The sequence below is a fragment of the Actinoplanes sp. NPDC051513 genome, from assembly GCF_044454685.1.
Lineage (GTDB): Bacteria > Actinomycetota > Actinomycetes > Mycobacteriales > Micromonosporaceae > Actinoplanes.
The window spans coordinates 53,899-78,238 of record NZ_JBITDW010000001.1 but is presented as its reverse complement, the minus strand read 5'-3'; the positions used below and the strand labels follow the sequence as shown (position 1 = coordinate 78,238).

General features: G+C 70.8%; 22 protein-coding genes and 5 tRNA genes. 21 read left to right on the top strand and 6 right to left on the bottom strand.

Going from position 1 to position 24,340, the window contains the following annotated elements; translation table 11 throughout:
• Positions 1–9: 9 nt before the first annotated feature.
• From ACIA5D_RS00385 to ACIA5D_RS00345, 9 genes are all read left to right on the top strand, one after another.
• Positions 10–2,244 (top strand): TRAP transporter permease, encoded by a 2,235-nt coding sequence (locus ACIA5D_RS00385; protein WP_396027656.1) that lies wholly within the window; start codon positions 10–12, stop codon positions 2,242–2,244.
• Positions 2,245–2,249: 5 nt separating this feature from the next.
• Complete coding sequence (locus tag ACIA5D_RS00380) at positions 2,250–3,242, top strand: TAXI family TRAP transporter solute-binding subunit (RefSeq protein ID WP_396027655.1); 993 nt, start codon at positions 2,250–2,252, stop codon at positions 3,240–3,242.
• A 458-nt stretch (positions 3,243–3,700) separates the two neighbouring features.
• Positions 3,701–3,773: transfer RNA gene (locus ACIA5D_RS00375), tRNA-Trp, on the top strand.
• A 211-nt stretch (positions 3,774–3,984) separates the two neighbouring features.
• A tRNA-Ala gene (locus ACIA5D_RS00370) sits at positions 3,985–4,057 on the top strand.
• A gap of 30 nt (positions 4,058–4,087) precedes the next feature.
• Positions 4,088–4,160: transfer RNA gene (locus ACIA5D_RS00365), tRNA-Met, on the top strand.
• Between the two features lies 1 nt (position 4,161).
• Positions 4,162–4,234: transfer RNA gene (locus tag ACIA5D_RS00360), tRNA-Arg, on the top strand.
• A 3-nt stretch (positions 4,235–4,237) separates the two neighbouring features.
• A tRNA-Met gene (locus ACIA5D_RS00355) sits at positions 4,238–4,310 on the top strand.
• 30 nt (positions 4,311–4,340) lie between these two features.
• A complete protein-coding gene (locus tag ACIA5D_RS00350; RefSeq protein ID WP_396027654.1) occupies positions 4,341–4,937 on the top strand; it encodes a GNAT family N-acetyltransferase in 597 nt (198 codons plus the stop codon).
• Positions 4,938–4,947: 10 nt separating this feature from the next.
• Positions 4,948–6,426, top strand: a complete 1,479-nt coding sequence (locus ACIA5D_RS00345; protein ID WP_396027653.1) for a B12-binding domain-containing radical SAM protein — start codon at positions 4,948–4,950, stop codon at positions 6,424–6,426.
• On the opposite strand, the gene ACIA5D_RS00340 is transcribed toward ACIA5D_RS00345, so the two are convergent.
• Together ACIA5D_RS00340 and ACIA5D_RS00335 are read right to left on the bottom strand one after the other, a co-directional pair.
• Positions 6,367–7,152, bottom strand: coding sequence for an SDR family NAD(P)-dependent oxidoreductase (locus ACIA5D_RS00340; protein WP_396027652.1), 786 nt, complete (start codon positions 7,150–7,152; stop codon positions 6,367–6,369). The genes ACIA5D_RS00345 and ACIA5D_RS00340 overlap by 60 nt on opposite strands.
• An 88-nt stretch (positions 7,153–7,240) precedes the next feature.
• On the bottom strand, positions 7,241–8,254 hold the full coding sequence (locus tag ACIA5D_RS00335) for a fatty acid desaturase family protein (protein ID WP_396027651.1): 1,014 nt from the start codon (positions 8,252–8,254) through the stop codon (positions 7,241–7,243).
• Between the two features lie 110 nt (positions 8,255–8,364).
• Between ACIA5D_RS00335 and ACIA5D_RS00330 the strand changes: the two genes are divergently transcribed.
• Both ACIA5D_RS00330 and ACIA5D_RS00325 read left to right on the top strand, forming a co-directional pair.
• Complete coding sequence (locus ACIA5D_RS00330) at positions 8,365–9,651, top strand: sensor histidine kinase (protein ID WP_396027650.1); 1,287 nt, start codon at positions 8,365–8,367, stop codon at positions 9,649–9,651.
• Positions 9,603–10,238, top strand: a complete 636-nt coding sequence (locus tag ACIA5D_RS00325) for a LuxR C-terminal-related transcriptional regulator (RefSeq protein WP_396027649.1) — start codon at positions 9,603–9,605, stop codon at positions 10,236–10,238. The genes ACIA5D_RS00330 and ACIA5D_RS00325 overlap by 49 nt, the downstream gene beginning before the upstream one ends.
• Positions 10,239–10,292: 54 nt before the next feature.
• On the opposite strand, the gene ACIA5D_RS00320 is transcribed toward ACIA5D_RS00325, so the two are convergent.
• The gene (locus ACIA5D_RS00320; RefSeq protein WP_396027648.1) at positions 10,293–10,448 is read right to left on the bottom strand and encodes a hypothetical protein; all 156 of its coding nucleotides are present in this window, start codon (positions 10,446–10,448) and stop codon (positions 10,293–10,295) included.
• A 33-nt stretch (positions 10,449–10,481) separates the two neighbouring features.
• On the opposite strand from ACIA5D_RS00320, the gene ACIA5D_RS00315 reads away from it, so the two are divergent.
• Positions 10,482–11,198 (top strand): carbon-nitrogen hydrolase family protein, encoded by a 717-nt coding sequence (locus ACIA5D_RS00315; protein WP_396027647.1) that lies wholly within the window; start codon positions 10,482–10,484, stop codon positions 11,196–11,198.
• On the opposite strand, the gene ACIA5D_RS00310 is transcribed toward ACIA5D_RS00315, so the two are convergent.
• From ACIA5D_RS00310 to ACIA5D_RS00300, 3 genes are all read right to left on the bottom strand, one after another.
• Positions 11,195–11,968: an ABC transporter ATP-binding protein gene (locus ACIA5D_RS00310; RefSeq protein ID WP_396027646.1), complete on the bottom strand. Its 774-nt coding sequence runs from the start codon at positions 11,966–11,968 to the stop codon at positions 11,195–11,197. The two genes, ACIA5D_RS00315 and ACIA5D_RS00310, sit on opposite strands and share 4 nt — an antisense overlap.
• A 13-nt stretch (positions 11,969–11,981) precedes the next feature.
• A complete protein-coding gene (locus tag ACIA5D_RS00305; protein ID WP_396027645.1) occupies positions 11,982–12,770 on the bottom strand; it encodes an ABC transporter permease in 789 nt (262 codons plus the stop codon).
• Positions 12,771–12,833: 63 nt separating this feature from the next.
• Positions 12,834–13,868, bottom strand: coding sequence for an ABC transporter substrate-binding protein (locus ACIA5D_RS00300; protein WP_396027644.1), 1,035 nt, complete (start codon positions 13,866–13,868; stop codon positions 12,834–12,836).
• 286 nt (positions 13,869–14,154) lie between these two features.
• Between ACIA5D_RS00300 and ACIA5D_RS00295 the strand changes: the two genes are divergently transcribed.
• From ACIA5D_RS00295 to ACIA5D_RS00255, 9 genes are all read left to right on the top strand, one after another.
• Entirely contained in the window at positions 14,155–14,808 is a 654-nt protein-coding gene (locus ACIA5D_RS00295; protein WP_396027643.1) for a GntR family transcriptional regulator, read from the top strand.
• A complete protein-coding gene (locus ACIA5D_RS00290; RefSeq protein WP_396027642.1) occupies positions 14,805–15,716 on the top strand; it encodes a DUF6282 family protein in 912 nt (303 codons plus the stop codon). Before ACIA5D_RS00295 ends, ACIA5D_RS00290 begins: the two co-directional genes overlap by 4 nt.
• A gap of 395 nt (positions 15,717–16,111) precedes the next feature.
• Entirely contained in the window at positions 16,112–17,164 is a 1,053-nt protein-coding gene (locus tag ACIA5D_RS00285) for a glycoside hydrolase family 11 protein (protein WP_396027641.1), read from the top strand.
• 77 nt (positions 17,165–17,241) lie between these two features.
• Positions 17,242–18,135 carry an AAA family ATPase gene (locus ACIA5D_RS00280; protein WP_396027640.1) on the top strand — a complete coding sequence of 298 codons (894 nt, stop codon included), beginning with the start codon at positions 17,242–17,244 and terminating at the stop codon, positions 18,133–18,135.
• Positions 18,125–19,189: a VWA domain-containing protein gene (locus ACIA5D_RS00275; protein WP_396027639.1), complete on the top strand. Its 1,065-nt coding sequence runs from the start codon at positions 18,125–18,127 to the stop codon at positions 19,187–19,189. The genes ACIA5D_RS00280 and ACIA5D_RS00275 overlap by 11 nt, the downstream gene beginning before the upstream one ends.
• A 75-nt stretch (positions 19,190–19,264) precedes the next feature.
• Positions 19,265–19,810, top strand: coding sequence for a (2Fe-2S)-binding protein (locus tag ACIA5D_RS00270; RefSeq protein ID WP_396027638.1), 546 nt, complete (start codon positions 19,265–19,267; stop codon positions 19,808–19,810).
• Positions 19,807–22,185 carry a xanthine dehydrogenase family protein molybdopterin-binding subunit gene (locus ACIA5D_RS00265; protein WP_396027637.1) on the top strand — a complete coding sequence of 793 codons (2,379 nt, stop codon included), beginning with the start codon at positions 19,807–19,809 and terminating at the stop codon, positions 22,183–22,185. The genes ACIA5D_RS00270 and ACIA5D_RS00265 overlap by 4 nt, the downstream gene beginning before the upstream one ends.
• Positions 22,182–23,036, top strand: a complete 855-nt coding sequence (locus tag ACIA5D_RS00260) for an FAD binding domain-containing protein (protein ID WP_396027636.1) — start codon at positions 22,182–22,184, stop codon at positions 23,034–23,036. The genes ACIA5D_RS00265 and ACIA5D_RS00260 overlap by 4 nt, the downstream gene beginning before the upstream one ends.
• Positions 23,037–23,180: 144 nt before the next feature.
• Positions 23,181–24,230 carry a MerR family transcriptional regulator gene (locus ACIA5D_RS00255; protein ID WP_396027635.1) on the top strand — a complete coding sequence of 350 codons (1,050 nt, stop codon included), beginning with the start codon at positions 23,181–23,183 and terminating at the stop codon, positions 24,228–24,230.
• Positions 24,231–24,340: the final 110 nt, after the last annotated feature.

The following is a 24,340-nucleotide window of genomic DNA, read 5'->3' as shown; positions in this document are numbered from 1 at the left end:
TGTCCACCCATGGGTGGTGATCGATACGAAACGGGGACGGACGACCCGCCCGCCGTCCACTACGACGACGAAGAGTTGCCCGCCCGCAACCTGACCGGCCGCATCGGGCTCGGCGTCTCGATCGTGGCGTTCCTGGTCGCCCTGCTCGTGTTGTGGCAGGTCTTCCGCCCCCTCGCCCCGGGCAGCCAGTTCTACTTGATCATCTTTCTGGCGGGCACGTTGCCGCTGGTCTTCCTCGCGTACCGATCTCGCCTGTCCCGTCCGGCGAAAGCCGACCGCGATCGGCCGACGCTGCCCGATTGGGTCCTGGCCGGCGCCACGCTGATCGTCTGTCTCTACCCGGTGAACCCGCTGCGCGGCGGCTACGACGGCTTCCTCGACCGGCAGGGCCTGCTCGAGCCGATCGACATCGTCTTCGGGGCCGTGTTGCTGGTCCTGGTGGTGGAGGCGTGCCGCCGCACCACCGGGGTCGCTCTCCCGATCGTCTGTCTCGCTTTCCTCGCGTACGGGTACTACGGCGGTCTCCTGCCGCAGGACTGGCCGATCGCGCACGCCGGGCTCGACTTCTCGCAGATCGTCGACGCGCTGTACAACTCGGGGAGCGGCTTCTACGGCACCCCGCTCGACGTGGCGGCGACGTACATCGTGCTGTTCACCATCTACGGCGCGGTGCTCGACCTCTCGGGCGCGAGCCGCTTCTTCGTCGACCTCTCGGTGGCCGCCTTCCGCAAGTCGCGCAGCGCGGCCGGGCGCACGGCGGTGGCGGCCGGCTTCCTGCTCGGCACCGTCTCGGGCTCGGGCACCGCGACCGCGGTCAGCGTCGGCGCGGTCACCTGGCCGATGCTGCGCCGGGCCGGCTACCCCGCGGAACAGGCCGGCGGCATGCTCGCGGCGGCCGGCGTCGGCGCGATCCTCTCCCCGCCCACGCTCGGCGCGGCCGCCTTCATCGTCGCCGAGTATCTCGACGTCTCCTACCTCACCGTCCTCGGCTGGGCGACCATCCCGACGCTGCTCTACTACCTGGGCATCCTGCTGGCCGTCGAGATCGACGTGCGCCGCTTCCGGGTACGCGCCCTCGACACGCCACCGGCCTCGGCATGGCGGCTGCTGCTCCGCTTCGGCTACCACTTCTCCTCGCTGATCCTGATCATCGTGCTGCTCGCGCTCGACGTCAGCGCGACCCGGGCCGTCGTGTACGCCACGCTGGCCGCGTTCCTGCTGTCGTTCCTCGACCGGCAGGCGTGGATGACCCCGCGCCGCGTTTTCACGGCGCTGTCCGCCGGGGTGCGCGGCGTGCTCCCGGTCGTCGCGGTCTGCGCCGCCGCCGGCATCATCACGGCGATCACCACCAAGACCGGCCTCGGCGCGCAGCTCGCGTCCCTGCTCGTCTCCGGCGCTCGCGCCGTCACCTCGAACCCGACCGCGGTCCTGGCGCTGACCGTGGTCCTGGCCGCGATCGCGCTGGCCATCCTCGGCCTGGCGGTCCCGGTCACGGCCAGCTTCATCATCGGCTGGGTCATCATCGGCCCCGCCCTGCTGGGCCTGGGCGTCCCGGCGCCCGCCGCCGCGATGTTCGTCTTCTACTACTCGGTGCTCTCCGAGGTGACGCCGCCGACGGCGCTGGCCGCGGTGGGCGCCAGCGCGATCACCGGCGGCCGCACGATCCCGACGATGTGGCAGGCGCTCAAGTACGCCCTTCCCGCCTTCCTGGCCCCGATCGCGTTCGTGCTGACCGGCAACGGCTCCTACCTGCTGGGCCGCGGCTCGTTCGTGGACATCGTGTGGGCCACGGCGGTCGCGATGCTCGCGGTGGCCGGCCTGGCCGTGGCCACCGGCGCCTGGTTCCCCGGGATCGGGCCGGCTCCCGTCGGCGCCCGCGTCCTGGGCGCGGCGGCTGGGCTTCTCCTGCTCTACCTGGAGCCGCTGACGATCGCGCTCGGAGTCGGCGCGCTCGCGGCCGCGGCCGTCTGGACCCTGGTGGCCCGGCGTGCCGCTGCGCCCCCACCTCCGCCCGCCGCTGCGCCCCCGCCTCCGCCCGCCGCTGCGCCCCCGCCTCCGCCCGCCGCTGCGCCCCCGCCTCCGCCCGCCGCTGCGCCTCCGCCCGCCGCTGTGCCCCCGCCTCCACCTTCCGATCCGCCCTCCACTCCATCCGCCGACCCTTCCTCCGCCCCATCCGCCAAGCCTTCCTCCACATCGGACAATCTGCCCTCTCCCTCGGTCAAAGAAGAAACGGGGACGACATGAGACGCATGGCATCAACCGCCGCAGCCCTCGTACTCGTCGGGGGTCTCGCCGCGTGCGGCGGCCGGCAGGACGCCGCCTCCACCGACGCCGGCGGCGACGTGACCTGCGAGGTCACCAAGGACACCCGGGTCGGCATCGCCACCGGCAACGCGACCGGTGTCTACTTCGCGCTCGGCAACGCCTACGCCGAGCAGATCGGCGCGGCCGGCGGCAAACTCAAGGCCACGGCGGCCGAGACCGGCGCCTCGGTCCAGAACATCCAGCAGGTGGTCGCCGGCACCTACAACGTCGCGTTCTCCCTGGCCGACACCGCGGCCGACGCCATCAACGGCACCGGCAGCTTCACCGCCAAGCAGCCGATCGCCGCGCTGGCCCGCATCCACACCAACTACACCCACGTGATCGTCCGCTCGGCCGCCGGCGTCAAGGACGTGGCCGGCATGCGCGGCAAGCGCGTCTCCACCGGCTCCCCGAAGTCCGGCACCGAGGTCATCGCCAACCGCATTCTGAAAGCCGCCGGCCTGGACCCCGCCAAGGACATCAGCGCCCAGAAGCTCGACCTCACCAAGACCGTCGACGGCATGAAGGACGGCTCGATCGACGCCATGTTCTGGTCGGGCGGCCTGCCTACCCCCGGCATCACCGACCTGCTGACCACGGCGACCGGCAAGGTGCAGTTCCTGGACATCACGCCGCTGCTGCCCGACCTGCAAAAGATCAATCCGGTGTACGAGGCGGGCACCGTCCCCGCCGCCACCTACAAGACCCCCGCCGACGTCCCGACCGTCATCGTCCCCAACTTCCTGCTGGTCCGCGAAGATCTGGACCCCGACGTGGCCTGCGTCCTCACCAAGGTCCTGTTCGACCGCAAGGCCCAGCTGGAACAGGCGAACGCCGCCGCCAAGGAGATAAGCCTCGACACGGCCCGCAAGACCGACCCCGTCCCGCTGCACCGCGGCTCGGTCAAGGCCTTGGACGACCTGAACGCCCCGAAGTAGCCTTTCGCCGCCCGGGAATCGCCTTCCCGGGCGGCCATTGTTCGGTCCGCCATGAATTGCACGCCAAAAAGGATTGCTGGATGTGGCGGGCGTGCTCTACTGTTTGAAGAGTCCGCAGGGAGCGCGCACGAAAGGGGATCGAGATGATGTGGCAGGCCGCCAGTCAGGTCGACCTCGCCGCACATGGTGCGACGTTCGATCGTGACGGCATGGCCCGGCCCGTGTGCCGGCGCGTGCGACGAGCGACGAAGTGGCGCTCCCTGGGAGTGAGCTGGCGAAACGGCTGACGCCGTCACGGTTTCCGCCGCCGCCCTCCCATCTCGGGAGAGGCGGCTTTCTTCGTCTCCGGGGCCGGTGGCGGTTCTTCGCCGGCTGTCCCGGTGTGCCTGGGGGCGTCGTCCCGGAGGTGCTCCGGATGGCGTCCGGGGGCGGGGCGGAATTCGTGCGATATTCGACTTACGGGCGTAGCTCAATTGGCAGAGCAACGGTCTCCAAAGCCGTGTGTCGCGGGTTCGATTCCTGCCGCCCGTGCGTGCAATTCTCCATGCAATTGAATAAGCGATTCTGAGATCCCAGAATGGGGGCGAGGAGCGGCGGCCACGCGGGCCGGCTCGGTGGGTAAGGCGACCGCCGGGCTCGCTGGACGGGAACACTTGCGCTACCCGGCCAACGCGGCGTCGCCGCCCTCGCCCCAAGCGACCACGACACGACCCGCACCCGCGGCCGTCCCCGCGGTCCACGAGGGCTCGTAGCTCATCGGGTAGAGCGCCCGCCTTGCAAGCGGGAGGTGGCCGGTTCGAGCCCGGCCGGGTCCACGTGGTGCGACGCCGATCGCACCACGCCACGTCGTCGTAGCTCAGCGGCAGAGCGCCGCCCTCATAAGGCGGAGGCCGGATGGTTCGACACCACCCGACGACACACCCCCGTGGCGCAACGGACAGCGCGCCGGTTTACGAGACCGGAGGTTGGGAGTTCGAGTCTCCCCGGGGGTACTGGCAGGGTGGAGCAGCTCGGAGTGCTCGCGGGTCTCATAAGCCCGAGGTCGTGGGTTCGAATCCCACCCCTGCATCTGCTCGGCAAAACCCCTAGCGTTGACCCATGGCGTACGTGATCAAAGCTCTCGACGCGTCGACCTGGGACGACTTCGCCGCTCTGGTGGAGCGGAACAACGGGGTCTTCGGCGGCTGCTGGTGCATCGGGTTTCACGGCGAGCTCTCCCGGGGCGACGCCGAGGCGAACCGGACGGCAAAGGAGCGGCGAGTGCGCGAGGGGCGGAGCCACGCGGCGCTCGTCTTCGACGGGGACGACTGCGTGGGTTGGTGCCAGTTCGGCTCGCCCGGCGAGTTGCCGGCGATCAAAAGCCGGGCTGCATACGAGAAGGGCCGCACCACGGCGCTGCCCGACTGGCGGATCGCCTGCTGCTATGTGGGTAAAGGGCACCGGCGTCAGGGCGTGGCCACCGCGGCTCTCGAGGGCGCGCTCGATCTCATCGCCGAGCTGGGCGGCGGCACCGTCGAGGGGTTCCCGGAGGGCGCCGACGCGGTCCCGGCCGGCTTTCTCTACAACGGCGCCCTGTCGACGTACGAGAAGCTCGGCTTCGTCAAGGAACGCCCGATCGGCAAGCACCGCTGGGTCGTGAGCAGGGTCGTCGAACCAGCCCAACTCCATCACCCTTTCTCCGCATCCGATCCCTAACGTGCGGGTCATGCGCGTGACGATGATCCTGCCCGCCCTGACCGAGGCGACCAGCCCGCTGTTCCGGCCGATCAAGTACTCGCTGTTCCCGCCGCTCGGGCTGGCCACCCTGGCCGCGTACCTGCGTGCCGACGACGAGGTGCGGATCCTCGACGAGCACGTGCAGAAACTCGACGAGGCGGACGAGCCCGACCTGGTGGTGATCCAGGCGTACATCACCTCGGCCCGGCGCAGCTACGAGATCGCCGACCGCTATCGGGAGCGCGGCGTCTTCGTGGCGATGGGCGGGCTGCACGTGACGTCGCTGCCGGACGAGGCGGCCCGGCACGCCGACGCGATCTTTCTCGGGCCGGGGGAGGACACCTGGCCGCGCTTCCTCGACGACTTCCGCAACAAAAGGCCCCAGCAGAGGTACGTCTCGACCGAGCGCACCCTGCGCGGGCTGCCGCCGGTCCGGCGCGACCTGATCAAGCGGGAGCGATACCTCGTACCCAATTCGATCGTCGTGTCCCGGGGGTGCCCGCACCACTGCGACTTCTGCTACAAGGACGCGTTCTTCGAGGGCGGCAAGTCCTTCTACACCCAGCTGGTGGACGACGCGCTCGCCGAGATCGAGCGGCTGCCGGGCCGGCACCTCTACTTCCTCGACGACCACCTGTTCGGCAACCGGCGGTTCGCCGAGGCGCTGTTCGACGGCATGGCCGGCATGGGCCGCGTGTGGCAGGCCGCCGGCACGGTCGACACGATCCTGGCCCCGCACGGGCCGGGGTCCTCCGCCGGATCAGGCGCGGCCCGGGGGTTGCTGGAGAAGGCGGTCGACGCCGGGCTGCGCAGCATGTTCGTGGGCTTCGAGACGATCAACGCCGCGAACCTGGCCGAGCAGCGGAAACGGCAGAACGTAGGGCACAGCTACGAGGCGGTGGCGCGACGGCTGCACGACGCGGGCGTCATGGTCAACGCGAGCTTCGTCTTCGGGATGGACGGTGACGGGCCGGACGTGTTCGAGCGGACCGTCGCGTGGGCGGTCGGCAACGGCCTCGAGACGGCGACCTTCCACATCATGACTCCGTATCCGGGGACGGCCCTGTTCAAGCGGATGGACGCGGCCGGCCGGATCGTGCACCGCGACTGGGACCGCTACGACACCCGGCACGTCGTGTACGAGCCGCGCGGGATGACGCCCGAGCAGCTCGAAGGCGGCTACTGGCGCGCGTACCGGGACTTCTACCGGTGGGGCTCGATCTGGCGGGGCGCGCGGGGCAAGCCGCGCGCGGAGCGGCTCCGGCATCTCGCGTACGCGGGTGGGTGGAAGAAGTTCGAGCCGGTCTGGGACGCGCTGATCCGGTCCGGGCAGGTGTTGCGCGCGCTGCCCCTGCTGGAGAAGTCGCTCGACATGATGAGCGGCGCCGAGTGGGCCCGCCCGGCCGTCTCAGGTGGTGACGTTCAGCCAGCCCCCATCGACGTAGTACGTCGAGCCGACCGTGTATGACGCCCTCTGCGAGCACAGGAAGACGAACAGGTCGGCGACCTCTTCCGGGGTCGCGAAGCGGCCGATCGGTGCGTTGTCGTCGGCGATCTTCTGGAGGTACTGCTCCCACGTCTGCCCGGTGCCCTCGGTGAGCAGCTTCGCCGTCTTCACCCAGTCGCCGGTCATCACCAGGCCGGGGTTCACCGCGTTCACCCGGATGTTGTCGCCGATCAGCTCGTTGGCCAGGCACTTCGAGAACATCACCAGCGCCGCCTTCGTGACGTTGTAGATCGGCTCGTAGGCCAGCGGCTGGGTCGCACAGATCGATGCGTTGTGCAGGATCACCCCGCCGCCGCGCTCGCGCATGCCCGGCGCGAGCGTCCGCGCCAGCCGGACCGCGGCCATCACGTGCAGCTCCCAGTAGAACTGCCAGCGCTCGTCGGGCGCCGTCAGGATCTTCTCCTCGCTGCCGGTGCCGGCGTTGTTGACGAGGATGTCGGCCCCGCCGAACTCCGCCGTCACGGTCGCGGCCAGCCGCTCGGCGCCGTCGGGGGCGGTGAGATCGGCGGGGACCGCGAGAACCCGTACGCCATGAATCTCGGACGCCGCGGCCCGCAACCGCTCCTCGTCGCGGCCGCACAGCACCACATGCGCGCCCTCGGCCGCCAGGCCGTGCGCGACCGCCAGGCCGATGCCGGCGCTCCCTCCGGTGACCACTGCGACCTTTCCGGCAAGTCCGAGATCCATGAAGCAACTCCGTTCGCGCTGAGGACGGCCAGCACCCACCGTCCCACGGCCGGGAGCTTCGGCTACGCCTTTGGGCTACGCCTTTGGGCTACGCCTTTGCGCGGCGTAGGTCGGCGCCGACGTCGTGCAGGTGGCGCAGGGCCTGGGCGTAGGAGTCGGTCAGGGACGTCATCTCGTAGGAGACGCCGATCTCGGCGCAGAACTGCTGGACGATCGGCTGTGCCTTGCGCAGGTTGGGCGTCGGCATCGCCGGGAACAGATGGTGCTCGATCTGGTAGTTGAGTCCGCCCAGCGCCGCGTCGACGAACCGGCTGCCGCGGACGTTGCGAGAGGTCAGCACCTGCTTGCGGAAGAAGTCTTCCGAGCCGTCGGGGTGGGGCATGCCCTTGTGATTGGGGGCGAACGTCAGGCCCAGATAGACGCCGAACAACGCCTGGTGCACCACGAAGAAGGCCAGCGCCTGAAGCGGGGTGAGCACGAGGAGCAGCGCCGCCGCGTACGCGATGAGGTGGGTTGCCAGCAGGATGCTCTCGATGCCGCGGCGCTTGACCGTGCCGTCGCGCAACGCGCGGATGCTGTCTTTGCGCAGCGAGAGGCCGAGCAGCGTCAGCAGCGGGAAGAAGAAGTATGCCTGGTATCGGGTGAGGAATCCCTTCCCGGTTGCGGCCTCGCGACTCCAGACCAGCACGCCGGGGCCGACGTCGGGGTCGAGATCGTCATGGTTCGGGTTGGCGTGGTGCTTGGTGTGCTTGTCCATCCAGTAGCCGTAGGACATGCCGATCGCCAGGTTGCCCGCGATCAGGCCGGCCCGGCGGCTCGGCGTGTTGGTGCGGAAGACCTGGCGGTGGGCGAGATCGTGGGCGACCAGCGCGACCTGGGCGAAGACCACCGCGAGGAACACCGCTACCGCGAGCGTCCACCAGGAGGCGCCGATCAGGAAGAACGCCGCCCAGCCGCCGGCCAGCGCCGCGGCCACGAGGCTCAGCCGCACCGCGTAGTAGGCCGGTTGTCGTTGCAGGAGGCCGGCGGTGTTGATCCGCCGGCCCAGCTCGGCGAAGTCGCTCCCGGCCGCTGCCCGCGGCCGCTCTGCCATAGTCGTCATGTCCACCAGCCTTCCGGGCCGGCGGGCCCGCGTCAGGAGCGCCAGGTCTACTTCCGGGAGTAGTGCTAGCCCTACCGCGTTCTTGCGGGCCTTCGGTCACGATGGTGGGCATGGAGACGCGAGACTGGATTCGGGACGGGTTGCGGGCGGTGGCCGGCGGCGCGCTCGCGATTGCCCTGTCGATCGCCAATTTCGCGTTGTTCGTGCTCTTCGTCCTCGCGCTCGTCATGACGCCCGTGCTGGGCTTCGGGCTGGTGCTGCTGCCGCTGGTCACGCAGCTGGTCCGGCTGCGCGCCGACGCCGCCCGCCACGTTGCCGGCGGGTGGGGCGTGCCGGTCGCCCGGCCCTATCGGCCGCGGCCCGAGAAGTCGCTGCCGGTCGGCTGGGGCGCCTTCCGCTGGATCGTCACCGACCCGGCCACCTGGCGTGACTTCGCCTGGCTGCTACCCGGTGCGATCGTGGGCCTGACGCTCGGCCTGGGCTCGCTGCTCGCCCCGCTCTACGGCCTCCAGGGCATCGTCCTGCTTCCACTGTGGATCTATTTGGGCGCGGATTGGTACGGCTACGGCGTCATCTGGCCGATCGAGAGCGTCAGCGAGGGCTTCCTCTCCCTCCCGCAGGGCGCGCTTATCCTGGCCATCGGCCTGGCGGCCGCGCCCTATCTGCGCCGCGTCGACGCCCAGTTCGGCCGGCTGTTCCTGGGCCCCACGGGCAACGCCGCGCTGCGCCTGCGGGTCACCCAGCTGACCGTCACCCGGGCCGACACGGTCGACGCCCAGGCCGCCGAGCTGCGCCGCATCGAGCGCGACCTGCACGACGGCGCGCAGGCCCGGCTCGTCTCGCTCGGCATGACGATCGGTCTCGCCGAAGAGATGATCGAGCGCGACCCGGCGACCGCCCGGCAGCTGCTCGCCGAGGCGCGTGAGGCGAGCACCACCGCCCTGGTCGAGCTGCGTCACCTGGTGCGCGGCATCCATCCGCCGGTGCTGGGCGAGCGCGGGCTCGACGGCGCCGTGCGGGCGCTCGCGCTCAACCTGCGCGTCCCCACCAGCGTCGACTCCGACGTGCCCGAGCGGCTCGACACTCCGGTCGAGTCGGCGGCGTATTTCGCGATCGCCGAGGCCCTGGCGAACGCGACGGCGCACAGCGGGGCGACCTTCGCGTACGTGAGCATCAAGCGCGGCGACGACCGCCTCCACCTCGAGGTCGGCGACGACGGGCACGGCGGCGCCGACCCGGCACGCGGCACCGGCCTGCGCGGTATCCAGCGCCGCCTGGCCGCTTTCGATGGCACGATGGCGCTGTCCAGCCCGCCGGGCGGACCGACCATCGTGACCATGGAGCTACCGTGCGTGTTGTCATCGCCGAAGACCATGCTCTCCTCCGGGACGGACTGACCCGCCTGCTGGAGGCCTTCGACTTCGAGGTGGTGGCCACCGTCGACAACGGCCCGTCGTTGCTCCCCGCGCTGATCGCCCACAAACCGGACGTGGCGGTCGTCGACGTGCGTCTGCCGCCCACCTTCACCGACGAGGGGCTCCAGGCCGCGATCGCCGCTCGCACCGAGATCCCCGGGCTTCCGGTCCTGGTTCTCTCCCAGCACGTCGAGGCCCTGTACGCGCGCGAGCTGCTCGGCGACCGCATCGGCGGCGTCGGCTACCTCCTGAAGGACCGCGTCTCCAACGTCGCCCAGTTCATCGACGCCGTTCACCAGGTGGCCGAGGGCGGCACGGTGATGGACCCCGAGGTCGTGGCCCGCCTGCTCGACCGCAGCCGCCCGCTCGACGTGCTCACCGTCCGCGAGCGCGAGGTCCTGGGCGAGATGGCCGCGGGCCGCTCCAACGCCGCGATCGCCGCCAAGCTCTTCGTCACCGAGAAGGCGGTGAGCAAGCACATCAACAACATCTTCACCAAGCTCGGCCTGCCCCCATCGGACGACGACAACCGCCGGGTGCTGGCCGTCCTCGCCTACCTCAACGCCTGACCGACCTCCGCCAGCCCGGGAGCGGCATCGCCGGGGCGGTCTCAGCGGGCGGTCTCAGCCCGTCGGGCGCTTCGGGTCCTTGTCCATGACCGGCTTGGTGATCGGTTCGCGGCTCGGTTTGTCGTTGGTCAGAAAGACGAGCGCGAAGATCAGCGCCGCTACGGCGAGCGGAATGCCGGCGAACAGGAGGACCCCTTCAAGATCAGTCACCTGGTCAACGGTACGCCCGGATAGGTTGGTCCGATGCGGATCGGGGCCTGCCAGACGCCGGAGATTCTCCGGGACGTGGACGCTTCGCTGGGCGTCATCAGGGAGTTCGCAGAACGGGCGGACGCCGAGGGCGTCGACCTTCTGCTGTTCCCCGAGTGCTTCCTGCAGGGATACCTGGTCACCGAGCAGCATGTTCGCGAACAGGCGTGGGAGCTCGGGTCCACCAGGCTGACCGAGCTGGCCGGAATCCGGCCGATGCTGGTGCTGGGGATGATCGAGCGCGACGGCGACCGCTACTTCAACACCGCGGTGGTCGTGCACGACGGGCGGGTCGCCGGCCGGTACCGGAAGACGTTTCTGACGGCCGGGGAATCGGTGTTCACGGCCGGCGACGAGTATCCGGTCTTCGAGTGCGGCGGCGTGCGGTTCGGCATCAACATCTGCTTCGACACGCGGTTCCCGGAGGCGGCGGGCGGGGTCGCGGCGAACGGCGGGCAGGTGTTGCTGGTGCCGGCCCAGAACATGATGCCCCGCGTCAAGGCGTTGTATTGGCAGGAGCGGCACAACGCGATCCGGGCGGAACGGGCCCGCGAGACGGGCATGTGGCTGGCCTCGGCCGATGTCACGGGCGAGCGGGACGACGAGCGGGTCGGGCTGGGGCCGACCGGCTTCCTGAGCCCGGCCGGCGAGGTGGTCGCCCAGGTTCCGGCCGGGACGAGCGGGATGGTCGTCGCCGACGTCCAGCCTTAACGAGACGCCGGCAGATGCTCGTCGCTGAGCAGGAGGGAATGCAGTTCGGCGGATACGCCGGCCACCTGGTCCATGTGGGCGTTGTGGCCGAAGGTGCGCGGCCGCGGGATCGGGATCTCGACCAGGCGGCGCAGGCGGCCGGGGCGGGAGCTCAGCACCGCGACGCGGTCGGCCAGCAGGACCGCCTCCTGGATGGAGTGGGTCACGAAGACGATCGTGGTGCCCAGGTCCATGTGGATGCGCTGGAGCTCGACCGCGAGCTCTTCGCGGGTGAGGGCGTCCAGGGCCGAGAAGGGCTCGTCCATGAGCATGACCTTCGGGCTCTGGATCAGGGCGCGGCACAGCGAGACACGCTGCTGCATGCCGCCGCTCAGCTCGTGCGGCAGGCGCTTGCGGAAGCCGGTGAGGCCGGTCATCTCGAGGAGGTGATCGACGCGCGGGCGGTACTCGGACTTGCGCCAGCCGAAGATCTCGACCGGCAGGAGGATGTTGTCCTCGACCGAGCGCCACGGGAGCAGGGCCGACTTCTGGAAGACCATCGCGACGTCGCGGCGTGGCGAGCGGACGACCTCGCCGGCCACGGTCACCGTGCCCACGGTGGGCTCGAGCAGGCCGGCGATCATGCGCAGCAGGGTCGACTTGCCGCAGCCCGACCGGCCGATGATCGTGAGGAACTCGCCGTCGCCGATCTCCAGCGAGACGTCCCTGATCGCCTCGACCGGGCCGGACTTGCCCTTGAACGTCTGCGATACCCCGTCGATGGTGATCATTTCAGCCCCAGCTTCAGGAGGAGATGGCCCTGGCCCACGGTACGAGCAGGCGCTCGAGCCCGGCGACCAGGTAGAACAGGACGACGCCGACAACGGCCAGCAGGACGAGCGCGACGAAGGCCAGCGTCGTGTCGCTGGAGGCGCTCGAGCCGGCGATGACCGAGCCGAGGCCGTGGTCGGGGTTGACCACCTCGCCGATCACCGCGCCGATGATGGCGAGCGGGGTCGCCACCTTGAGGCCCACGAAGATCTGCGGGAGCGCCCACTTGAGCCGGACCTTCACGAAGGTCTGCCACCACGACGCCTTGAGCGAGCGGGCGAGCTCGCGCAGGTCGGCGGGGGTCGAGGTGAGGCCGGCCATGGTGGAGACGATCACCGGGAAGAAGCTCACCAGCACCACCATGACGATCTTGGGGGTGTTGCCGAAGCCGAGCCAGACCAGCAGCAGCGGCGCGAGCGCGACCTTGGGGATCGCGTTGACCGCGGCGAGCACCGGCATCGCCATCCGCTCGACGGTACGCGACGCGGCCAGCGTCACCGCGATGATCAGGCCGCCGGCGACGGCGATGGCGAATCCGATGAGGACGCGCTGGATGGTGATCCACGACTCCTCGAGCAGGAACTGCGGGGTCTCGAGGAACTTGTCGACGACGTCGGCCGGCGACGGCACGTAGAACGGGTCGATATCGAACACCACGGTCGCCAGCCACCACACCGCGACCGTGATGACCACGCCGAGGGTCGGCAGCACCGCGTTGGCCCAGATCCGCGACCCGCGCGAGCCGGCGTCGATGTCGGTCATGTGCTTGTTGCTCCGTCCATTGTGCGGCCGGGGCGGGATGCTACCCGCCCCGGCTCACCACGGTCAGCTCGCTGGGATGAAGCTGAAGTCGACGACCTTGTCGGGGCTCAGGCCGGCCGGCATCAGGCCGTTGCCCTGCAGGATCGCGATGCTGCGCGCGACCCGCTCCTGGTCGAGGTGGCCGAGCGGGGCGCCGTTCGGCGGCGACACGTACGGCTTCATCGCGTTGATCTCACCGACGGCCGCGGGAACGGCCGCGGTCGGCTCGGCCTTGTGCATGATCTCGGCCGCCTCTTCGGGGTGGTCGATCGTGTACTGCAGACCCTTCATGGCGGCCTCGGTGAACTTCTTCACCATGTCCTTGTCGCCGGCGATCACGTCGTCGCGGGCGATGATCGCGTTGCCGAACAGGTCGGAGAGGTACTGGCTGTACGGCATCACGACGACGTCCTTCTTGGAGGCCGTCTCGAGCGCCTTCTTGGACAGCAGGAACGTGCTCAGGCCGTCGACCTTGCGCTGCGCCATCAGGGAGTTGAGCGCGGTGGTCTGCGCGCCCTGGATCTTCACCTTGGTGGGGTCGAGGCCGGCGAGCTTCGCGTACGCCGGGAAGAGCAGCTCGCTCACCGAGCCGGTCGCCGTGGCCACGGTCTTGCCGTTGAGGTCGGTCGGCTTGGTGATGCCGGTGTCGGCGGTGGTCATGATCGAGACCAGCGTCTGCTGGTGGATCGCCGCGATCGCGCGCCAGTTGGTGAACGCGCCCTTGCCGGCCTGGATCTCGGCGCCGGTGAAGTCGAGCGCCGCGAAGTCGGCCTGCTTGCCCTTGATCAGGCCGAGGATCTGGGCGTTGCCGGCGCCCTTCTGGATCGTGACGTCGAGACCGGCGTCCTTGAAGTAGCCCTTCTCCTTCGCGACCCAGGCGAAGGAGTCACGGCCCACGGCGCCGAACGCGGTCACGTAGGTGACCTTCTTCAGTTCGCCGGACGAACCCGCGGTGCTGCTCGTCTTGCTGCTGTCGTCGTCCGAACTCGAGCACGCGCTCGCGGTCACGAGCACTGCGGCCAGCAGCGTCGCCGCCAGCACACGAGATCGTCTGATCATCCAAGCCTCCTGAGAATCCGCCCGTCCAGCCGGCGGCGTTGCCTTTTCGTCTGACCTGCGTGGACGTTGCGTCGATAGACACCCGTCCGTCCGGCCCCGCGTCCGGACGAGATCGTAGATCAGCCTCGTTGCCATGTCATGGCGTTCATTCCGCGCAAAACGGCCGTCGTATACTGCCTTTTGAGGTCCGAAAAGGACATCTACGCAGGTCAAGACGCGGTTGACAGAAGCGCGGCTGTACACAAGATTGTGAGCAATCCGTGCCCCGGCCCTGGAGAGGACTCCCTTGACGTCGCCCGTCGCTGACGACGCCTATGTGCGACTGCGCGGCCTGATCTACAGCGGCGAGCTGATGCCGAACGAGCGCCTGGTCGAGGCCGATCTGGCCCAACGGCTCCAGGTGAGCCGGGCGATCGTGCGCACCGCGTTGGTCCGCCTCGGACAGGACGGTGTGGTCATCCTCACGCCGCACCGCGGCGCCCGCGTCCGGGTCGTCACCGACGCCGAGGCGGTCGAGATCCTCCAGGCGCGGGCCGTGCTCGAGGCGCTCACCGCGCGCTCGGCCGCGCGGCACGCCACCGCGCGCGAGATCGCCGGGATCCGCCGGGTCCTCGCGGGCATGAGCCGCATGCTCGACGAGGGCGATCTGCTCGGCTACTCGGAGGGGAACGCGGCCCTGCATGCGGCGATCATCGCGGCGGCCCGGCACGAGACCGCGGCCCGGCTGATCACCGGGTTGCGGGCGCAGCTGGTGCGCTTCCAGTTCCGGACGATCCTGGTGCCGGGGCGGGCGTCGCATTCGCTGGCCGAGCACACCGCGATCGTCGAGGCGGTCGCCGGGCACGACGAGGAGGGCGCCGAGAAGGCCATGCGCCACCATCTCGGGCACGTCGAGGCCGCGTTGTCACACACCAACCGCCGCATCATTGGAGAGCCATGACCCATCCCGTTCCCTCGGAGGCCGCGCGTTCGCTGGTTGCCGGGGCTTATGACACGCATGTCCACATCGCCCCGGATGTGATGGAGCGGCGGATCGATGATTTGTCCCTTGCCGCGCGTTTCAAGGCGTTGGGGCTTGCCGGATTTGTCCTGAAATCTCATTACGTGACGACGGCTGAGCGGGCCGCGGTCGTGCGGGCCGCCGTCCCGGGCGTCGACGCGCTCGGGGCCATCACGCTGAACGGGTCGATGGGTGGGATGAATCCGGCCGCGGTCGAGATAGCCGGCCGGCTGGGCGCCCGGATTGTCTGGATGCCCACCGTGGACTCGCGCAACCAGCGATCGAGCACCGCCACCGATCTTCCCGGCAGCAAGCCGGCCATGTGGGGCGCGCTCCAGGCCGATCTCCACGCGCAGGGCATCGTGCCGGACGTCGTCGAGGTGATCGCCGGCGACGGCGCCGTGCTCGAGCAGGTGCGCAAGGTGCTGCGGGTGATCGCCAAGCACGACATGGTGCTGGCGACCGGGCATCTGTCGGCGCCGGAGATCCTCGCGGTCGTGCGCGCGGCCCGCGAGGAGGGCGTGCGCCGCATCGTGGTCACCCACCCGGAATTCACGTCGCAGCGCCTGACAGTTTCGCAGCAGCACGAGCTCGCCGCCGAGGGCGCGCTGCTGGAGCGGTGCTTCACGACGCCCTTCACCGGGAAAGTTTCGTGGGAGGACCTCTTCGACCACATCCGCGCGGTCGGCGTCGAGCACTCCATCCTGTCCAGCGACCTCGGGCAGCCGTTCAATCCGCCGGTCGAGGACGGGCTCGCCCTTTTCGCCGACAAGCTCCTCGAGGCGGGCTTCAAAGAGGACGAGGTGCGGGTCATGGCCGTCGACAACTCACGCTTTATCGCGATTTAACCCCTATTAATCGTACGGCTGCGCGGGGCCAGACAACCGCAGCGGCCGCGAACCCCGCCGAAGGCGGCTGCCACACGACCCGTGGCGGCCGCCTTCTTCATGTTCCGAAACTTTCGCTCAGATTGCCGATATGTTGGCGCTCTTATCGGTCCAGCTAGCGCTTACGGTGCCATTCTTGATCCTCTGACCAGGGCATTATCTACGCGGCTCTTTCGCTCCCTTTCCGGAAGTTGTTGACAGCCCCGACCGGCCCGCCAATACTTCATCCATCGATGGACTTCATCGTGGCGGGTGCGCCGGTTCCACCCCGGACGTGTCCACCTCCCCGTCCTCGCCAGGAAGGATGCACGCGCGTGAATTTCCCCGTTCCCCCGAAACGTCGCGGGCGTACCCGTTTGAGGCTCCTCATCAGCGCCGCCAGCGCCGTCCTGCTGGCCGCCGCCTCGGTCACGCTGTCCGGAGTGGCCCACGCCGAAGCCGACCGCACCGTCACCTCGAACACCACCGGCACCCACAACGGCTACTTCTTCTCGTACTGGAAGGACAGCGGCAACGTCACCATGACGCTCGGCGCCGGCGGCTCGTACAGCGTCCAGTGGAGCGGCATCAACAACACGGTCGTCGGCAAGGGCTGGAACCCCGGCTCCAGCCACACCGTGAACTACTCCGGCACGTTCAGCCCGAACGGCAACGGCTACCTGGCGTTGTACGGCTGGACCACGAACCCGCTGATCGAGTACTACATCGTCGAGAACTTCGGCAGCTACAACCCGAGCTCCGGCGCCACGCGGCTCGGCTCGGTCACCACCGACGGCAGCACCTACGACATCTACCGCACCCAGCGGGTCAACCAGCCGTCCATCATCGGCACCGCGACGTTCTACCAGTACTGGAGCGTTCGCCAGTCGCACCGCACCGGCGGCACCATCACCACCGCGAACCACTTCAACGCGTGGTCTCAGCTGGGCCTGAGCCTGGGCACCCACAACTACCAGATCCTGGCGACCGAGGGTTACCAGAGCAGCGGCAGCTCCAACCTCACGGTGAGCGAGGGCTCGACCCAGCCGACGCAGCCCACCACGCCGCCGACCCAGCCGACCACGCCGCCGACCTCGCCCACCAACCCCGGTGGTGGCGGCGCCTGCCGGGTGACCAACTCGGTCAGCGCGTGGAACACCGGCCTGACCGACAACATCACCATCACGAACACGGGGTCGTCGGCCATCAACGGCTGGAGCCTCAAGTTCAGCCTGGCCTCGGGCCAGAACATCACGTCGGGCTGGAACGCCTCCTACTCCCCGACGAGCGGCGCGGTGACGGCCACCAACGCCAGTTACAACGGCGCGATACCGGCGGGCGGCTCGACCACGATCGGCTTCCAGGCCACCCACAGCGGGAACAACGCCGCCCCGAGCGGCTTCACCCTCAACGGCGCAGCCTGCAGTTGAGTCACGATGCCGGGCCGGGCCCATCCCGGCCCGGCATCCCGGTAGCCAGCGGATCTCCGTTCGCGCATAGTGGAGCCGTGTCCGGATACGCCGACCCCGCCGCTCTGGCCGAGGCGCTGGCCGCGGCCGGCTATCTCGCCGACGAAGGGCTGGCGGTCGCCGGCTTCCTCGCGCTCAAACTGCACCGGCCCGTCTTCCTCGAGGGCGACGCGGGCGTCGGCAAGACGGCCTTCGCGAGCGCCCTGGCCGAGGCGACCGGGCTTCCCCTCGTCCGCCTCCAGTGCTACGAGGGGCTCGACGCCGCGCAGGCCCTGTACGACTGGGACTTCCCGCGCCAGGTGCTGCACCTGCGCGCCGTGGAAGCCGCCGCGGGTGGCGCGCCGAACGTCGAGGAGTTGGAGGCCGGCCTCTACGACCGGCGCTTCCTCGTCGCCCGGCCGCTGCTGCAGGCGATCGAGCAGGCGCCCTGCGTGCTGCTCATCGACGAGGTCGACCGGGCGGACGACGAGTTCGAGGCGTTCCTGCTCGAGCTGCTGGCCGACGCCGCGGTGACCATTCCCGAGCTGGGCCGGATCGTCGCGGCCGAGCCGCCGCTGGTCGTGGTGACCAGCAACCGCACCCGGGAGGTGCACGACGCGCTCAAGCGGCGCTGCCTGTACCACTGGGTCGGGCACCCGTCGCCCGAGCGCGAGGCGGCGATCCTGCGCGCGCGGCTGCCCGGGGTGACCGAGCGCCTGGCCGTGCAGATCGCCGCCGCGACGGCCCGGCTCCGCGCGCTCGACCTGGTCAAGCCGCCTGGCGTGGCCGAATCGGTCGACTGGGCGGCGGCGGTCGGAGCGCTCGGTGCCGACGCGCTCAGCGCCGAGATCACGGCCGTGACGCTCGGCGCGGTGCTCAAGGTCCGGGAGGACATCGACCGGGTCCGCGCGCTGCCCCCGGACCACCTCGTCGAGGCGCTGGATGCTCCTTGACCTGGTGGCCGCGGTCCGCGCGGCCGGCGTGCCGGCGACGCCGGACCGGGTCCAGGCGATGTTCCGGGCGCTGGACGCGACCGGTCCCGGCCTCCTGTACTGGGCGGCCCGCCTCACGCTGTGCGGCTCGCCGGACGACATCGCCCGGTTCGATGCGGCCTTCGCCGGATTCACCCGGGACGCGGAGCCGAAGGGCACCCCGTGGCAGGTGCGCCGACTGCCCGAGCGCGCGCTGTTCCGCACGCAGACGCCGCGGGACGAGGCCGCCGCCGGCGATGCGGGCCTCGCGGTCCAGGCCGGCGACGCCGAGGTGCTGCGGCACCGCGACCTGGCCACGTTGTCGGCGGCCGAGCGTACCGAGGCCCTGCGGCTGCTGACGCTGGCCGCGGCGGTCGATCCGTGGCGCGCGGGCCGGCGGTACCGGCCGTGGCGCCGGGGACGGGCCGACCCGCCGCGGACGATGCGGGCGATGCTGCGCGCGGCCGGCGAACCCCGCCTGCTGTCCCGCCGCGCCCGCCGTCCCCGGCCGCGCCGGCTTGTGTTGCTCGTCGATGTCTCCGGTTCGATGGCGCCGTACGCCGATGCGCTGCTGCGACTCGGGCACGCGCTGGTCCGGAACCGGCCGCGATGGACGGAGGTGTACACGCTCGGCACCCGGCTGACGCGGGTCACGCCGTCGCTGCTGTCCCGCGACGTGGAGGCCGCGCTGCGGGCGGCCGGGCAGGCGATCCCGGACTGGCGCGGCGGCACCCGGCTCGCCGAAACGCTCACCGAGTTCCTGCGCCGGCACGGGCATCGCGGCGTCGCCCGGCGCGCCGTCGTGATCGTGTTCAGCGACGGCTGGGAGCGGGGGGATCCGGCTCCGCTCGGCGCGGCGGCGGCTCACCTACGCCGGCTGGCGCACCGGCTGATCTGGGCGACCCCGCACGCCGGGCGGCCGGGCTTCGCGCCGACGGCCGGCGGGCTGGCCGCGGTGCTGCCCCACGTCGACGCCCTGGTGGCCGGGCACAGCATCGCAGCGATCGAGGCGCTCCTCCACGAGGCGTCGATCTGACCTTGCGCGGCCTCAGATCAGTGAGGAAACTCACTGGTGCAGTGGCCGACCCTCGGCCACCCGCGGGAGGCATCCATGTCCTCGGGAACCGCCGCGCCGTCTCAGGCGACCTCCACATCTCGCATCTCCGTGACCGTCGACGGCAGCCGGTACGCCGACACCGTCGAGGCCAGAACTCTCCTGGTCCACTATCTTCGCGAAACGATCGGCAAAGTCGGCACGGTCGTCGGCTGCGACACGAGCAACTGCGGCTCGTGCACGGTGCTCATGGGCACCGCCGACGAGCCCGGCTGCAGCGTCAAGAGCTGTTCGGTCCTCGCCGTGCAGGCCGACGGCGCGAGCATCACCACCGTCGAGGGCCTGGCCGGCCCCGATGGCTCCCTGCACGCCGTGCAGCGGGCCTTCCACGAGCTGCACGGCCTGCAGTGCGGGTTCTGCACCCCGGGCATGATCATGTCGGCCGTCGATCTGCTCCGCGAGAACCCGGACCCGACCGACGACGAGATCCGCGACGGCCTGTCCGGCAACCTGTGCCGCTGCACCGGCTACCAGAACATCGTCCGAGCCGTCCGAGCCGCCGGGGCCGAGCTCCGCGCCCAGGTCACGGAGGTGTCACCGTGACCGTCACGGACGACCGCGAGGTCGGTGCCGCCCGGCGCCGCAAGGAGGACGCCCGGCTCATCACCGGCCGCACCCGCTGGACCGACAACATCACGCTGCCCGGCCTGCTGCACATGGCGATCCTGCGCAGCCCCTTCGCGCACGCCAGGATCACCTCGATCGACACCTCGGCGGCGCTGGCCCGGCCCAACGTGGTCACCGCCTTCAGCGGCGCCGACGTGGCGGACGTGCAGGGCAGCCTGCCGTGCGCGTGGCCGGTGACCGAGGACATCGTGCACCCCGACCGGCCGCCGCTCGCCGTCGGCACGGTACGCCATCACGGCGAGGCCGTGGCCGTCGTCGTCGCGCGCGACCAGGCCAGCGCGATGGACGCGCTGGAGGCGATCGAGGTCGACTACGAGCCGCTGACGCCCGTGCTCGACCTCGAGCAGGCGCTCGCCGACGGCTCCCCCCTCGTGCACCCCGACAAGGGCACCAACCGGTCGTACACGTGGGTCTTCGACTCGGCGGCGGCCGGCACGGGCACCGACGTCGCCGACGCCGACGCCGAGGTCGTGATCGAGCGACGCTACGTCCAGCAACGGCTCATCCCGGCCTTCATGGAGCCGCGCAGCGTCATCGTCGACCCGGGCGCGGGCGAGTACACGATCTGGTCGGCGACCCAGATCCCGCACATCCTGCGGGTGTTCTACGCGCTGCTCACCGGGACGCCCGAGCACAAGGTGCGGGTCATCGCCCCCGACGTCGGCGGCGGCTTCGGCGGCAAGCTGCAGGTGACGCCGGAAGAGCTCATCACGTTCATGGCGGCGCGGCGGATCGGCCGCCCGGTCAAGTACACCGAGACGCGCAGCGACACGATGCTCTCGGCACACCACGGCCGCGACATGATCCAGGACGTGCGGCTCACCGCGCGCCGGGACGGCACGGTGACCGGCATATCGGTGAAGCTGATCGCCAACATGGGCGCCTACCTCGGGCTCGTCGGGCCGGGCGTGCCGATCCTCGGCGCCTTCATGTACAACGGCATCTACAAGTTCCCGGCCTACCGCTTCGAGTGCAGCGGCGTGTTCACCAACACGACGATCACCGACGCCTACCGCGGGGCCGGCCGGCCGGAGGCGACCTACGCGCTCGAGCGGGCGATGGACGAACTGGCCGTCGAGCTCGGCCTCGATCCGATCGAGGTACGCCGGCGCAACTGGATCAAGAAAGAGGAGTTCCCGTTCACCACGGTCGCGGGGCTCGTCTACGACTCCGGCGACTACGACGCCGCCACCGACAAGGCGCTCACCCTGCTCGACTACGACGCGTTGCGCGCCGAACAGGAGGCTCGCCGCGCGTCCGGCGACCCCGTGCAACTGGGCATCGGCACGTCGACGTACACGGAGATGTGCGGCCTGGCGCCGTCGCGCATCCTCGGCGCGTTGCGGTACGCGGCGGGTGGCTGGGAGACGGCGGCCGTACGCGTCCTGCCGACCGGCAAGGTCGAAGTGGTCACCGGCACCAGTCCGCACGGCCAGGGGCACGAGACCGCGTGGAGCCAGATCGTCGCCGACGAGCTCGGCGTGGCCTTCGACGACGTCGAGGTGCTGCACGGCGACACCCGCTCGTCGTACAAGGGCCTCGACACGTACGGCTCCCGGTCGCTCGCCGTCGGCGGCATAGCGCTCGTGGAGGCGTGCCGCAAGGTGCGCGACAAGGCCCGTACGGTAGCCGCGCACATGCTCGAGTGCAGTCCCGACGACCTGGAGTTCACCGGCGGCGCGTTCCGGGTGCGGGGCACGCCGGACGCGGCGAAGACCATCGCCGACGCCGCCTTCGCCGTGTTCGCGGCGCACGACCTGCCCGACGGCATCGAGCCGACGCTCGACGCGGACGCGACGTTCGACCCGCAGACGTTCTCGTTCCCGCACGGCACGCACCTGTGCGCGGTCGAGGTCGACACCCGGACCGGGCGCGTGGACATCCGCAAATACGTCGCAGTCGACGACGTCGGCAAGGTGATCAACCCGACCATCGTGGAGGGGCAGGTGCACGGCGGCGTCGCGCAGGGCATCGCGCAGGCGCTGCACGAGGAGGCCATCTACGACGAGTCGGGCACGCTGCTGACCGGTTCCTTCGTCGACTACACGCCACCGACGGCGGCCGATCTGCCGGACATCGTCAGCGACCGCACCGAGACCCCGGCGACGACGCACCCGCTCGGCGTCAAGGGCGTCGGCGAGGCCGGTGCGATCGCGGCGACCCCCGCCGTGGTCAACGCGATCGTCGACGCGCTCCGCCCGTTCGGGGTGCGCGACGTCCCGATGCCGTGCACGCCGGAGCGGGTCTGGCGGGCGATCAGAACAGCCGGAACGGATGGTGGACGGTCATGATCCCGGTTGCCTTCGACTACCTGCGCCCGTCCAGCGTGGACGAGGCGGTCGCCGCGCTCGCCGCGGGCGGGGAGGACGCCAAGATCCTGGCCGGGGGCCAGAGCCTGCTCCCGGTGCTGCGGTTGCGGTTGTCGGCGCCGAGCCTGCTGATCGACCTGGGCGGCGTCGCGCGGCTGCGGGGCGTGCGCGAGGAGGGTGACTCCCTGGTCATCGGCGCGATGACCACGCACGACGAGGTGGCGACATCTCCACTGGTACGCAGGTTCGCGCCGCTGCTGTCACAGATGGCGGCCACGATCGGCGACCGGCAGGTCCGCCATCGCGGCACGCTGGGCGGCTCGCTCGCGCACGCCGACCCGGCGGCCGACCTGCCCGCGGCGGCGGCCACGCTGGAGGCGCGGTTCGTGCTGGCCGGACCGTCCGGCCGCCGGGTGGTCTCGGCGGCCGACTTCGCGGTCGACCTGTTCACCACGGCGCTCGCCGACGACGAGGTGCTCGTCGAGGTCCAGGTGCCCAAGCTCGAGGGCTGGGGCTCGCACTACGAGAAGTTCCACCGGGTCGTGCAGGCGTGGGCGATCGTCGGGGTGGCGGCGATGGTGCGGCGCTCCGACGGCGGGATCGAGTCGGCCCGCGTGACGCTGACCAACATGGGCCCGACGGCGCTCCGGGCGACCGCGGTCGAGCAGGCGCTCGCCGGCTGCGCGGCCGATCCGGGCGCCATCGACGAGGCGTGCATGGCCGCGGCCGAGGGCACGTCGCCGCGGGACGACGTGACGGCCTCCGCGGAGTACCGGCGCCATCTCGTCCGGGTGATCGCCGGACGAGCGGTCGCCGCGGCCGCCGGCGTGTAGGGGACACGGCCAGGACTGAGCGGGCACGCTCAGTCCTGGCCACCCGTGGCCTGACCTCCGCTCAAGAGGGCTTGACCTTCACCCAAGGGAAGGGCCCAGCGTGGGTCGTGCCGGTCGACCGACCGGCACGAGGAGGATGGCGCCGTGGACCTGGTGACGATCGGGGCGTTCGCCCGCGCGGCGGAACTCACGCCCAAGGCGCTGCGGCTCTACGACGAGCTGGGGCTGCTGCCGCCGGCCGCGGTCGACGCCGAGTCCGGGTACCGGTTCTACGACCTGGACCAGCTGGGCCGGGCCGAGATGATCGCGCGGCTGCGGGGCATCGGGATGCCGCTGGCCGAGATCCGCGCGGTCTGCGACCTGGCGCCCGCCGCGGCCATCGAGGCGATCGCCGCGTACTGGCGGAAGGTCAGCGCCGACACGGCCGGCCGTGCCCACAACGTCGCCCTTCTCGTCGAGCATCTGTCTCAGAAGGGGGCAGCCATGTCCGACACCAATTTCCGGTACGCCGTCCGCTGCGATGCCGGGCGGGGACGCGACCGCAACGAGGACAACGCGTACGCGAGCGATCGGCTGCTCGCGGTCGCCGACGGGGTCGGGGGCGCGGGTGGCGCCGAGGCCGCCGCGGCGGCGATCGACGCCCTCAAGGCGCTCGAGCTGACCGACGGGCCGCCGGCCGATCTGCTCGCCCGGCTGGCGGCGGCCGTCGACGACGTCGACCGCACGGTGCGCGCCGGCGGGGACGAGGCGGCCACGACGCTGACCGCGGTGCTGCGGCGCGGATCGCAGCTGGCGCTCGTCCACATCGGTGACACGCGGGTCTATCTGCTGCGCGGCGGCGAGCTGTCGCAGCTGACCCAGGACCACACCTGGGTGCGCGGCCAGGTCGAGCACGGCAAGCTCAGCGCCGAGGAGGCCGCGGCGCATCCGCACCGGGCGCTGCTGCTGCGGGCGCTCGGGGCGGGCGCGCAACCGGTGGAGGCCGACCTGGCGCTGCGCACCGCGCTGGCGGGGGACAGATACCTGCTGTGCTCCGACGGGTTGTCCACGGTCATCCAGCGGGGTGAGCTGCACGCCGCGCTCGCGGAGGCGGGCGATCCCGAGGCCACGGCGGACAGGCTGGTCGAGCTGGCGTACGCGTCGGGCGCGCCCGACAACCTCGCCTGCGTCGTCGCCGACGTGGTCGCGGGGTGAGCCCGATGCACCGCGACATCGAGAGCCTGAATGCCGCCCGCCGGCGCCGGCGCGACCGGGCGCCGCGCGAGTCACGGAACATCGCGTTGGAGGCGCGCCGGGCGGAGGAG